Genomic DNA, 12,549 nt, shown 5'->3' with positions numbered 1-12,549 from the left:
CCCGTGTTTCCGGCACGTGTCACGCCGGTCCCCCTCCGCGAGATGCCACTTGTGCACGCGACACGCCGTGAAAGGCGTGCACAAGTGGCATCTCGCGGCGGGGATCAGCAGGGGGGTCAGCCCAGGAACAGCGAGAGGAGGAGGACCATGCCGAGGGCCAGGACGGAGGCGAGGGAGACGCCGACCGTCACCGACTTGAGGGCGCCGCGGACGGACTGGCCGAGGAAGCTCTGCAGCAGCCAGAAGGTGTTCGAGGTGACGTGGATGCAGAACAGCGCGCCGGAGCCGGCGGCGAGCGCGATCAGCAGCGGATCGAGTCCGAGCGTCGCGGCGACCGGGGCCACGACGCCCGCGGCGGTGATCGCCGAGAGGGTGACCGAGCCGACGGCGATGTGCAGCACGGCCGCCATCAGCCAGACCAGCAGCAGCGGCGCGGCGGCGTTCGCCGAGAAGTAGCCCTTGAGCAGCTCGCCGAGGTCGCCCTCCGCGATCACCGCTGCGAGCGCGCCGCCGACGCCGGTGAGCAGGAAGATCTGCCCGCCGTCCTGGAAGCCCTTCGCGACCGCCTTCTCCATCCGCGGAGTCCCGACGACGGAGCGGCCGACGAGGCCGGTCGCGATCACGGCGAGCAGCAGCGCGATCACCGGGTTGCCGAGGAACTGCAGCACCGGCACCTCCGCGCCCGCGACCGAGAGCACGGCCTGCGCGGCGATGAGCAGCAGCGCGAGAAGCATCGGGGCGAACAGCAGGAGCAGCGGGCGCTCGCGCGGGGCGTCGGCGTCGCGCGCGTCTGTGTCGCCGTCAGCGGTGGAGCGACCGGCCGCGGAGCCACCGCTCGAGGACCGCCCGGACCCCGCCGACCCGGATCCGCCGACCGCCTCGCTCCCGGCCCGCTCCCCCGCGGGCACCGTCGCGAGCCCGGCGGTCTCGTCGCGCACGACGAGCTGCTCGTCGCGCGCCGGATCCCAGAAGCCCAGGCGGAAGGCGAGCGACATCAGCAGGATCGTGACCACGACGGTCGGTGCGACCACCACGAAGCCGCCCAGCAGCATCACGCCGAGCGGAACGCCGAGCAGCCCGGCGAGCGCCACGGCCGCGAAGCCCGGCACCATCATCACGATGCCCATCTCGAGGCCGACGGCGAAGGTGACGGCGACGATCCCCGTGCCGGCGGGGCCGAGCCGCGGCGCGATCCGCCGGGCGAGCGGCGCCGCGATGACGATCAGGGCGTCGACGAAGATCGTCTGCAGATAGGTGGCGAAGGACAGCCCGAGCGCGTACGGGATGCCGCGCTTGCCGAAGACCCGCAGCAGCCCCTCGACGAGGCGGACGACCGCGCCCATCTCGTTGAGCATCGCGCCGATCAGCACCCCCCAGCCGATCAGGAGCCCCGCCTCCATCATCACCTCGCCGAAGCCGCGGGTCATCGTCGAGACGGTGTCGACGGGGCCGAGCCCGGTGAGCAGCCCGATGGCCGCCGCACCCACGGCGAGCGCGAGCACCGGGTTGAAGCGGAAGCGGACGATCGCGACGACGACCACGACGATGACCAGGGCGACGACGCCGAGGGTGTACCACTCCGGCATGACGCCTCCTCCGCCCGCGGCGGCGCGGGCTCTCACACCCTAGGGGTGCGGAGGATCCGGCGCAGAGCACCCGCGCCGCCACGCGGGTCTGCCGCGTGACGGGGTCCGCCCCATGGACTCCTGGCCACCGCGGTCCTACGGTGTGCGCATCGGCGATTCCCGTCGCCGCGGTCGGAGCCGCGGATCGTTCGACCCGCAGCACTGCTCTGCCCGCATCCCGAGTGCAAAGGAGCACCTCGTGAACAAACGCCTCCTCCTCACCGCGGCCGCCGCCGTCGCGGTCACGACTCTCGTCTCGGCCCCCGTCGCCCAGGCCACCCCCTCCCCGCTGTCCTTCGTCTCCGTCACCGATCGAGCGACCGGACTCGTCTCGCCGCTCAGCTTCGCCGTCGATGCGGGCGGCACCGCCTACGTCGCGCAGAACTTCGCCGGAATGCTGACCAAGGTCGCTCCCTCCGGCGCGACCTCGACCCTGGTCAGTGCGCCCGGAACCGAGATCGGGGCCGTCTCGGTCCGCGGCTCCACCGTCTACTACAGCGAGGGCGTCCAGGAGGAGGGCGAGGCGCTGCTGCAATCGGTGCCGAGCGGCGGCGGAGCGCCGACGACCCTCGCCGACCTCGGCGCGTACGAGGCGAGCGCGAACCCGGATGCGGGCAACAGCTACGGCTTCCTCGGCCTGCCCGCCGAGTGCGCCGCCCAGGTGGACCCGGCGGTCGCCGGCCCCGCCTCCTACACCGGCCGGATCGACGTGCACCCCTACGCGTCGGCCGCGACCAGCGCCGGCGTCTACGTCGCCGACGCGGCCGGCAACGCGATCCTGAAGGTCACGCCGAACGGCGTCGTCTCGACCGTGGCGGTGCTGCCGCCCACGGCCCCGATCACGATCACGGCGGAGCAGGCGGCGGCCTTCGGCTTCCCGGCCTGCACAGCCGGCTACCGCTACTCGTTCGAGCCCGTCCCGACCGACGTCGAGGTCGGCCCCGGCGGCTGGCTCTACGTGTCGACGCTGCCCGGCGGACCGGAGGACGCCAGCCTCGGCGCTCGCGGCTCCGTGGTGCGGGTGAACCCGGCGACCGGCGAGATCCGCACGGTGGCCACCGGCCTGCTGAGCGCGACCGGCCTCGCGGTCGACCGCGTCACCGGCACGGTCGTGGTGACCGAGCTGTTCGGCGGCCCGGACGGCACGGGACGCGTGGCGCTGATCCTGCCGCGCACCTCGACGCCGATCACCGGACTCGCGGTCGTCTCGCCCGCGGCGATCGAGCTGCGGGACGGCGCTCTCTACGTCGCCCGCAACGCGTTCGTCCTCTCGCCGGAGGGCGCCCCGCAGCCGATCGGCACCCTGACGGTCGCCCGGCTGCGCGGCTTCGGAGCGGCGATGACCGCGGTCGACTGAGGTCTGCTGCACTCCGCTGAAGTCCGCTGAGTCGCCCGGGAAGGCTCGTTCTCCAGCCCGAGAACGAGCCTTCTCGGGCGACTCAGGAGCTCCGGGCCCGCGTGGCGGGGGCTCGGAGCCGCCCAGGGGGAGGGCATAGCGTGGCGGGATGGCACTGACGCTTCCCGAGCCCCGGCTCCCCTCGCTCCTCGACTCCCCGGTGCTGCGCTGGGGAGTCCTCGCCCCCGGCTCGATCGCCGGCACCTTCGTCGCCGCGCTGCAGAAGCACACCCGGCAGCGCGTGGTCGCGGTCGGCTCGCGCTCGCAGGAGCGCGCCGAGGAGTTCGCGCGGCGCTTCGGCGTCGAGCGGGCCTCGGTCGGCTCCGACGCGGTCGTGAACGACCCGGAGGTCGACGTCGTCTACATCGCCTCGCCGAACTCGGAGCACGCGCGCCAGGCCCTGCGCGCGATCGCCGCGGGCAAGCACGTCCTCATCGAGAAGCCGTTCGCCACCACGGCGGGCGAGGCCGAGATGATCGTCCATGCGGCGCGCGACGCCGGCGTCTTCGCGATGGAAGCGATGTGGATGCGCTACCTGCCGCAGATGGACGTGGTGCGGCAGCTCCTCGCGGACGGCGCGGTCGGCGCTCCCGCGCTGGTCTCCGCCGACTTCGGCGCAGCGTTCGCGTTCGACCCGGCCAGCCGCATCTTCGATCCGGCGCTGGCGGGCGGCGGCCTGCTCGACGTGGGCGTCTACGCCTCCTCGTTCGTGTCGATGGTCGCGGGCGCGCCGCAGAGCACCGTCGTCGCCGGCGCGCTGACCTCGACCGGCGTGGACGCGATGGCGACGATCGTCGGGCGGCACGCGCACGGGGTCCAGTCGGTCGCGACGTCGACCGTGCTGGCCGACACCCTGCACGCGGCGAGCGTCGCGGGCAGCGAGGGGCGGATCGACGTGCACCCCTCGTTCTGGACGCCGAGCGGCGTCACCCTGACCCGCGGCTCCGAGAGCGCCTCGTGGCGGGATGAGACGGGGCTGCAGGGCGGCGAGGGCCTCGCGTGGGAGGCGGTGCACCTCGCGGAGTACGTAGCGGAGGGGCTCACCGAGTCGCCGGTGCACCCGCTGGACGAGACGGTGCAGGTGGTGCGCACGCTGGACGAGGCGCGCCGCCGCCTGGGCGTCGAGGTCTGACGACAGCGGTTCGATCTGCAGGCGATCCGCCAACCGCGCGGCACTCCCCCGCGGAGGAGAGCGCGTTCCGGACGGCATCGCCTGCAGATCGCACCCGCCGCGTCAGCCCGCGGGCAGCTCCACCCGGAAGCTGGTGCGCCCCGGCTCCGACTCGACCAGCACGCGCCCGCCGTGCGCCTCGACCACGGCCGCCACGATCGCCAGGCCCAGCCCGGTCGAGCCGGTGGTCCGCGCCCGCGAGGAGTCGCCGCGGGCGAAGCGCTCGAACAGCACCGGCACCAGCGCCTCGTCGATCCCCAGACCGGAGTCGGTGACCGTCACCACCGCGATCGGCCGGCCGCGCTCGTCGCGGTCCTCGGCGAGCGCCGCGACGACGCGCGTGCCCGGCGGCGTGTGCACGGTGGCGTTCCGCAGCAGGTTCGCGACCACCTGGTGCAGCCGGAAGCCGTCGCCGCGGATCTCGATCGGCTCCTCCGGCAGGTCGAGGTCCCACTCGTGGTCCGGTCCGGCGACGTGGGCGTCGGACACGGCCTCGATCAGCACCATCGTCAGGTCGACCGGCTCCTTCTCGAGATCGCGGCCCTCGTCGAGGCGCGCGAGCAGGAGGAGGTCCTCGACCAGCGAGGTCATCCGGGTGGCGGCCGACTCGATCCGGTCGAGCGAGTAGCTCGCCGACTCCGACAGCTCGACGTCGCCGCGGCGGGGCAGCTCGGCGTAGCCGCGGATCGCCGCGAGCGGCGTGCGCAGCTCGTGCGAGGCGTCGGCGACGAACTGGCGGACCTTGTTCTCGCTGGCCTGGCGCGACTCCAGAGCACCGCCGACGTGGTCGAGCATGCGGTTGAAGGCGGCGCCCACCCGGCCGACCTCGGTGCGGACGTCGGCGTCCTCCTCCGGCACCCGCTCGATCAGCTCGACCTCGCCGCGCTCGAGCGGCAGCTCGGCGACACGGGTCGCGGTCGCCTCCACCCGCTCGAGCGGCCGCAGCGCCACCCGGATGATCGCGGTCGCGATCAGGGCGACCAGCAGCATCGCGAGCAGGACGACGACGACCACCACGGTGGTCAGGGTCCGGAGCGTGTCCTCGGCTTCGCCGAGGGGCACTCCGACGATCACGACCGAGCCGTCGATCACGCGCGCCTCTGCGCGGTACTGGCCGAGGGCGTCGCCGAGATCGAGGGTGGTCGCGTCACCGGCGTCGGCGACCGCGGCGGCCAGCACGGAGTCGGCCGGGTCGGCGAACTCCTGGCAGGCCCCGGAGCTGTCGATGTACGCGCCGGTGTAGGCACCGGACGCCCCGAGCACCGCCGTGATCGTCTGGGTGTCCTGGTTCGGGCGTCCCTCGAAGTCGCCGCTCGGGCAGGTGGTCGCCCGCTCGATCGCGCTGGAGCCGGCGAACTGGCCCGGCCCGTCGAAGCCGGCCAGCCGGTCCAGCGACTCCGAGAGCTGCGTCTCCGCGTTGTCGTAGAGGATGCCGCGCAGCGACAGCACGCTGACCGTCCCGACGATCCCCGCGATCACCGCGACCAGCGCGACGACGGCGACGACCATCCGGCGCCGCAGCGTCCAGGGCGCGCGTCGGGTGGCGTTCGAACGGCGCAGTGCCGACCGGGTCGCGAAGTCGCCGAGTGTGGGCCGCAGCCGCCCGCCCTCGGTCGTCACTGCTCGGCGGGCTTCAGCAGGTAGCCGGCGCCGCGGACCGTGTGGATCATCGGCGAGCGGCCCGCGTCGATCTTCTTGCGGAGGTAGGAGATGTAGATCTCGACCACGCTCGACTTGCCGCCGAAGTCGTAGGACCAGACCCGGTCGAGGATCTGCGCCTTGCTGAGCACGCGGCGCGGGTTGCGCATCAGGAAGCGCAGCAGCTCGAACTCGGTCGCGGTCAGCTCGATGTCGGTGCCGGCCCGGCGCACCTCGTGGCTGTCCTCGTTGAGGACGAGGTCGCCCACCACGACCTCGGGGTCGTCGGCGTCGTTGGCGAGCAGGGTGGAGCGGCGGATGAGCCCGCGCATCCGGGCGACGAGCTCCTCGAGGGAGAACGGCTTGGTGACGTAGTCGTCGCCGCCGGCGGTGAGCCCGGCGATCCGGTCGTCGAGCGCGTCCTTCGCGGTGAGGAAGAGGACCGGGGTCTCGCTGCCGTCGGCGCGGATCCGCTGGAGCACCTGCAGCCCGTCGATGTCCGGCAGCATCACGTCGAGCACGATGACGTCGGGGCGGAACTCGCGGGTGATCGTGATCGCGGAGCGGCCCTCGGCGGCGGTGCGCACCTCCCAGCCCTCGTAGCGCAGCGCCATCTGCAGCAGATCGGTGAGGGTGCTCTCGTCGTCGACGACGAGGACGCGGATCGGCGTGCCGTCCGCTCGCTTGAGGCGGGTGCGCTGCGCGGAGGCGAGATGCTTCGAGGGGGCCGGGGTGCTCATGTCTCCCCAGTATCAGGAGTTTCCTATGAGCGCGCTATGACCTGGCGATGCCTCGACTGTGCGCGGCCGGAGAGGCGCGCCGGTGACCGCCGCACCGCGCGCCATCACGGACAGCGGGCGGATCGCCCGCCGCTATCGTGCAGCTGGCGCACACTCGCGCGCCCGAACGGACGGAGCAGAACGATGCCGGACTCCTCGCGCGCGATCGTGCGGCCGCTGAACGCCGCCGTCTCGGGCTGCGTCACGGTCCCCGGGAGCAAGAGCCTGACGAACCGGGCGATCGTCCTCGCCCTCGCCGCGCGGGGCACGTCGGTGCTGCGGCGCCCCCTCCGCAGCGACGACACCCGGCACGGCGCGACCGTCGCCCGTGCACTGGGCGCCACCGCGATCGACAAGGACGACACGATCTCGATCACCGGGCTCGGTGCCCTTCGCCCTGTCGATCACGCGGAGCTCCACGTCGGCTCGGCGGGCACGATCGCCCGCTTCCTGCCCTGCTTCCTCGCCTTCGGCGGGCCGGGCGAGTGGACGCTGACCGCGAGCGAGCAGATGACGCGGCGCCCGATGGCCGGCCTGTTCGCCGCGCTCGAGTCGTTCCCCGGCGCCCTCACCGCCCTCGGCGAGCCCGACCGCTATCCGCTTCGCGTCCGGGGCGGCGGCCGCGTGCCCGCGGCGATCGAGGTCGACGGCGGCGTCTCCAGCCAGTACCTCAGCGGGCTCCTCCTCTCGGCGCCGCTGCTCGACCGCGACGTCACCGTCCGCGCGCGGGGCGCCGTCGTCCAGGGCGCCTATGTCGACATGACCGTCGACTCGCTCCGCCGCTTCGGCGCGACCGTCGAGCGGAGCGCCGACCGCCGCTCGATCACCGTGCACGCGGGACCCACCTCTGCGACCGACCTGGAGATCGAGGCGGACGCGTCGACCGCCTCCTACTTCGCCGCGCTCCCCGCGATCCTCGGCGGGTCGATCCGGCTGCCGAACGTGGTGCGCGCGAGCCGGCAGCCGGACACCCGCTTCCTCGAGATCCTCGAGCGGTTCGGCTGCGAGACCGTGTGGGACGACGGAGGTCGCGGCTTGACGGTGACGCGGCCCGGCGATCTCGACCGCCTGCGCGGCGGCGCGCGGCTGGATCTGAACGACTGCTCCGACGTCGCGCTGACGACCGCCGCGCTCGCCGTCTTCGCCGACGCCCCGACCGAGATCGTCGGAGTGGAGCACATCCGCCAGCACGAGTGCGACCGGATCGACGCACTCACAGCCGCGTTGACCGCCTTCGGGATCGAGGTCGAGGAGCGCCCGGACGGCTGGCTGATCCACCCCGGGACCCCGCGCTCCGCCGAGATCGGCACCCGCGACGACCACCGCGTCGCCATGTCCACGGCCCTCGTCGCTCTCGGCGGAGCGGGAGCAGCGCTCGACCACCCGCGCTCCGTCGACAAGACCTGCCCCGAGTTCTGGGACCTCCTCGCGGGCGTCGGCGCGGACGTCGAGCTGATCGCCGGACCCGAGCGCTCGAGGCCCACCGGGCCGTGACGCCCGACAGGAGGAGCACACCATCCTCGGTGGAGCGGTCTGCAGACCCGCCGTCTGCCACGGGTGGATCTCGATACGCCCGCTCCGCGGGCTACTCGATCAGCAGGGACGTGCGCGTCGACTCTCGCGCCAAGTGCAGCTAGCGCTTCGATCCCGGAGCCGGCTCGTCGGCCGGGTCCGCGTCGAACTCCTCCGGGTCGACGACGGCCGAGCGGGCGTAGCCGCGCACGCGCCGGTCGATGAAGGTCGCGAACCAGAGGAGCACGCCGATCACGAGCAGCACGCCCGCGATCTCGTACTGCGCGATGTCCCGGCCGGAGGTGATCGGCAGCACCAGGTAGAGGCAGGCGATCGCGCCGAGCACCGGCAGCACCGTCGGCGTCCGGAAGTGCTTGTGCTCGACCGGCTGGCGCCGCAGCACGAGCACCGCGACGTTCACCACCGCGAAGACCGCGAGCAGCAGCAGCGACGTGGTGCCGCCGAGCAGGACCGCGATCGGGTCGGAGGGGTCGCGCGACACGTACGCGGTGAGCAGCAGCGCGAGGACCGTGGTGAACAGGATCGCCGCCCACGGCGTCCGCCGGCCGGCCAGCACGTTCTTCAGGAACGGCGGCAGCACGCCCTGCTTGCTCATCCCGTAGAGCAGTCGGCTGGCCATCATCATGTTGATCAGCGCGCTGTTCGCGACGGCGAAGAGCGAGATGAAGGGCAGCAGCGTCGAGATCGGGAAGTCCGGCGCGGCCGTCTCCACGACCGTCACGAGCGGGGTGTCGTTGCCGGCCAGCTCGCCGATCGGCACGATCGCGACGGCGAGCGTCGAGACCAGCACGTAGACGACGGCGGTGATGCCGAGTCCGGTCAGCATCACCTTCGGGAAGATGCGGCTCGGGTCCTTGGTCTCCTCCGCCATGTTGACCGAGTCCTCGAAGCCGACCATCGCGAAGAAGGCCAGCGAGGTCGCGGTGCTGACCGCGAGCAGGAGCGACTTGTCCTCGGGCGTCTCGAACGCGACGACGCGGGAGAAGTCGGCCTGGCCGCCGAACACCGCGAAGAAGCAGACGAAGATCACCAGCAGCAGGCCCGACAGCTCGATCAGGGTGAGCACCACGTTCAGGCCGACGCTCTCGGCGACGCCGCGCAGGTTGACCAGCGCGATGCAGACCATGAAGATCAGCGCGATGCTCAGCCGCGTGCCCGCGCCGTCGCCCAGGCCGAAGCCGATCGCGAAGTTGCTGGCGAACGCGCCGGAGGCGGCCGAGGCGGAGGTGATCCCGCTCGCCATCACGGTGAAGCAGACCAGGAAGGTGACGAAGTGGATCCTGAACGCCTTGTGCGCGTAGAGCGCGGCGCCGGCGGCCTGCGGGAACTTGGTCACCAGCTCGAGGTAGGAGCAGGCGGTCAGCGTCGCGACGACGAAGGCGATCACGAACGGCAGCCAGGCGGCACCGCCCACCTCCGAGGCGACCTGCCCGGTCAGCGCGTAGATGCCGGTGCCGAGGATGTCCCCCACCACGAAGAGGAGGAGGAGCTTGGGGCCGAGGACCCGCTTGAGCTCGGGAGGTGCCGTCTTCTCGCTGGTCGCCGTCATGATCGCGCCTCCATCGGTTCGTACCGGGTGGCGTGAGCCTAGGGCCGCGCGGGAGGCAGGGGGAAGCCCCGAGGACGGGAACGACGGCGCGATCGCGTCCGGGAACGCAGAAGCGCCAGGACCCCGAACCGGTCCTGGCGCTTCTGTGGTGGTCGGTCACCGGGGACGACCGAAGTCGCCCGCTCAGGTGATCGAGACCTAGATCCCGAGGCAGACCCCGAGGAAGCCGGTCAGCGGGGAGGCGGAGAGACCGGTGAGGTTCGCAGCCGCCGTGTTGTTCCCCGTGTTGGTCTCCGTGAAGCCGGCGGGGACACTGGCGAGGGAGAGACGGAACTCGGCCACCGCGAAGACGCCCAGGACGCCGGTGATGTCGATGATCGCCGACGGGGTCGCCGTTGCGATGGTGAAGGTGATGGTGTTGTTGACGAGGACGCCGACGGTCGCACCCGCGGCCGAGACGCTCACGTTCGCCAGGCGCGGGCTGGACAGCGTGAAGGTCGTGCCGGCGGGGATGTTGCCCGTCACGGCGGACACCGTGAAGCGCGGCACGGAGCCGCCGAGCGTGAGCGTGCGGCAGGCGCGCGAGACGACGATGTCGACGGTCGCGTTCGACGCGGCGGCAGCGGGAGTGGCGATGGCGACGGCGACGACCGGCACGCTCCAGGCGGCGGTCTTGGCGAGCGAGCGGCGGGAGAGGGAGTTCTCGGGCACGGGTTCCCTTTCGAGGAGTCGGAGCGGAGGCCGTGCGTCGGAGGAGACCCCCGCGACCGGACAAGGGGAAAGCTAGGGAGCTGTCCCCCTTTCGATCCATCCCGGCGAATGCGGCGAGGATCACTCGAATCCGGAAGAACCTGTCTCCGGGCTGAGAGCCGCCTGCACGGCCGCGCGCGAGGATCCGCGCCGTTCCGGGCGCCACCGAGCGCCGCTCCGGCGACCGGTACCTCGGTCGCGTTCCTCGCCGAGGCGAGCCGACCCGCCGAGGAGGCCGATCAGGCGTCGCGAAACAGCGCGCCGCTGTCGGCCCCCGACGGTTCCCCCGCCGGTCGCGTCTCCGGACGTCCCGCCGGTTCAGGCGTCGTCGAGGTCCTCCGCGGCGCGCCGCAACCGCAGCAGCACCTGGAGCTCCAGCGCCCGCCCCCGCCACTCCCGTCCGAGCAGCCGGTCGAGCGCCGCGAGCCGCTGATAGACGGTGTTGACGTGCACGCGCAGCGCCGCTGCGGTGGCCGTGGGCCGGCGGCCCTGGTCGAGGAACACCTCGAGCGTCCGGAGCAGCGGGACGCCGCGCGCGGCCTCCTCGGCGAGCACCGGTCCCAGCTCGCGCGCCGTCTGGTCGCGCAGCTCCTGCCGACCGGTGCGGCTGAGCAGGACCGCGAAGACGCCGAGGTCGGCGGCCCGCGCCAGTACGGCCGTCCGGCCGAGCGTCGTCATGACCCGCGCGGTCCGGCTGGCCTCCGCGTGCGCCGCTCGCAGCCCCGCGGGCTCGAGCACCGGCCCGGCCAAGCCCGCCGCCGGCGCCTCCTCGCCGCCCCAGCGCAGAGACAGGTCGAGGTCGGCGGGGACGACGAGCACCAGCTGACCGCGGTGCACTGCCGAGGCGACGCGCTCGCCGAGGCGCAGGCCCGCCACGAACCGCCGGGCGCGCTCGGGGTCGCCGCCCGCGACCACCACGAGGTGCGCTCGACGGGGATCGAGGCCCGCTCCCCACCAGCGCCGGCTCTCGGCGGCCGGGTCCTCCTCGCTCCGGCTGAGCAGGTCGATGGTGGCGATGTCGCGGCCGAGCTGCACCGCGCGGGCGGTCGCCCGAGCGCCGGCGAGGGTCAGCGCGATCAGCGGAGCGGCGCGCTCGACGAGCAGCGCCGCATCGACGGCGGGTGCAGCGGAGCCGGGCGCGCCGGGCTCCGTGTCGTCGACGACCAGCGCGCCGAAGAGGGTGCCCGCCGCCAGCACCGGCTGCACGAGCGCGTCGCCCACCCGGATCCGGCCCGGATCGCCCGACTCGCCCGCCCGGGCGAGCGCCGCCCCGATCGGCCCGGCGCCGGGGTGCGCGAACCAGCGCACCGGCGCGTCCGTCATCGCCCGCACCCGCTCGACGAGGGAGTCGGGGTCGCCGCCCGCGAGCACGGCCGCGGTGAGCTCGGCGTCCAGGCGCAGCGTCGCCGCCAGCCCGTCGCGCGCGTCCCGCAGCTCCTGCGCTCTGCTGGCGTTGTCGAGCGCGACCGCCGCGTGCGCGGCGAGCGCCGTCAGCAGGCTGATCTCGTGCTGCCCGAAGCGCCGCTCCTCCCGCTTGGCGGCGAGCAGCACGCCGAGGACCTGCCCGCGCACGCTGAGCGGCACGCCGAGCAGGCCGCGGATCGATTCGGCGGCGGCGGCGCGATCGGCGCGCGGCTCGTGGACGAGGGTCTCGTCCGCCGCGTAGTCCGAGGTCCACCGGGGCGCTCCCGCCTCGAGCACGGCGCCGACGAGCCCGGCCGAGCTCGGCAGGCGCACGCCGACCAGGTGCGCCGAGCGGTCCCCGCTGGCGACCCGGATCTCGAGGTCGTCCTCGGCGATCAGCACCACGTAGGTCAGGTCGACGCCCAGCAGCCGCCGGGCCTGATCGACCACCTCGACCAGCAGCTCGCCCGGATCGGCGACGGAGGCGAGCCGGCCGGCGATGTCGTTCAGTGCCGCCAGCTCGACCGCGCGGTGGCGCCGCTCCTGCAGCAGCACCGCGATCTCGACGGCCGCGCGCGCCTCGGCGTCGACGACGGACTCCTGAGCGCCCGCCGCCAGCAGCGCGACGCGGTGCGCCTCGAGCGCGGGCAGGTCGGCCTGGTCCGCGAGGAGGTCGAGCCACTGCTGCCGTGCCATGGAGGCAT

At 73.4% G+C, this 12,549-nt stretch carries 9 protein-coding genes; 3 read left to right on the top strand and 6 right to left on the bottom strand.

All coding sequences use genetic code 11. The features are described 5' to 3' along the window. Positions 1–116: 116 nt before the first annotated feature. A complete protein-coding gene (locus tag EDF45_RS18185) occupies positions 117–1,586 on the bottom strand; it encodes a GntP family permease (RefSeq protein ID WP_123737367.1) in 1,470 nt (489 codons plus the stop codon). Between the two features lie 238 nt (positions 1,587–1,824). Here EDF45_RS18185 and EDF45_RS18180 point away from each other — a divergent pair, with 238 nt between their 5' ends. Together EDF45_RS18180 and EDF45_RS18175 are read left to right on the top strand one after the other, a co-directional pair. Beyond that, complete coding sequence (locus EDF45_RS18180; RefSeq protein WP_185020264.1) at positions 1,825–2,982, top strand: ScyD/ScyE family protein; 1,158 nt, start codon at positions 1,825–1,827, stop codon at positions 2,980–2,982. Between the two features lie 148 nt (positions 2,983–3,130). Then, a complete protein-coding gene (locus tag EDF45_RS18175) occupies positions 3,131–4,153 on the top strand; it encodes a Gfo/Idh/MocA family protein (RefSeq protein ID WP_123737369.1) in 1,023 nt (340 codons plus the stop codon). Positions 4,154–4,255: 102 nt separating this feature from the next. Here the strand turns inward: EDF45_RS18175 and EDF45_RS18170 are convergent, their stop codons facing one another. Next, on the bottom strand, positions 4,256–5,812 hold the full coding sequence (locus EDF45_RS18170) for a cell wall metabolism sensor histidine kinase WalK (RefSeq protein ID WP_221181156.1): 1,557 nt from the start codon (positions 5,810–5,812) through the stop codon (positions 4,256–4,258). Next, entirely contained in the window at positions 5,809–6,570 is a 762-nt protein-coding gene (locus EDF45_RS18165; RefSeq protein ID WP_123447806.1) for a response regulator transcription factor, read from the bottom strand. The genes EDF45_RS18170 and EDF45_RS18165 overlap by 4 nt, the downstream gene beginning before the upstream one ends. Positions 6,571–6,753: 183 nt before the next feature. On the opposite strand from EDF45_RS18165, the gene aroA reads away from it, so the two are divergent. Further along, complete coding sequence (aroA, locus tag EDF45_RS18160; RefSeq protein WP_185020263.1) at positions 6,754–8,103, top strand: 3-phosphoshikimate 1-carboxyvinyltransferase; 1,350 nt, start codon at positions 6,754–6,756, stop codon at positions 8,101–8,103. 139 nt (positions 8,104–8,242) lie between these two features. Here aroA and EDF45_RS18155 read toward each other — a convergent pair whose 3' ends face one another. The 3 genes from EDF45_RS18155 to EDF45_RS18145 form a co-directional block, all read right to left on the bottom strand. Next, positions 8,243–9,691 (bottom strand): APC family permease, encoded by a 1,449-nt coding sequence (locus tag EDF45_RS18155; protein ID WP_123737371.1) that lies wholly within the window; start codon positions 9,689–9,691, stop codon positions 8,243–8,245. Between the two features lie 198 nt (positions 9,692–9,889). Continuing rightward, positions 9,890–10,402 (bottom strand): hypothetical protein, encoded by a 513-nt coding sequence (locus EDF45_RS18150; RefSeq protein WP_123737372.1) that lies wholly within the window; start codon positions 10,400–10,402, stop codon positions 9,890–9,892. A gap of 357 nt (positions 10,403–10,759) precedes the next feature. Beyond that, positions 10,760–12,541: a GAF domain-containing protein gene (locus tag EDF45_RS18145; RefSeq protein WP_123737373.1), complete on the bottom strand. Its 1,782-nt coding sequence runs from the start codon at positions 12,539–12,541 to the stop codon at positions 10,760–10,762. Between the last annotated feature and the right edge of the window lie 8 nt (positions 12,542–12,549).

The sequence above is a fragment of the Rathayibacter sp. PhB186 genome, assembly GCF_003751825.1.
Classification (GTDB): domain Bacteria; phylum Actinomycetota; class Actinomycetes; order Actinomycetales; family Microbacteriaceae; genus Rathayibacter; species Rathayibacter festucae.
The sequence above is the reverse complement of the archived record's forward strand: the minus strand, read 5'-3'. Positions and strand labels throughout refer to the sequence as shown.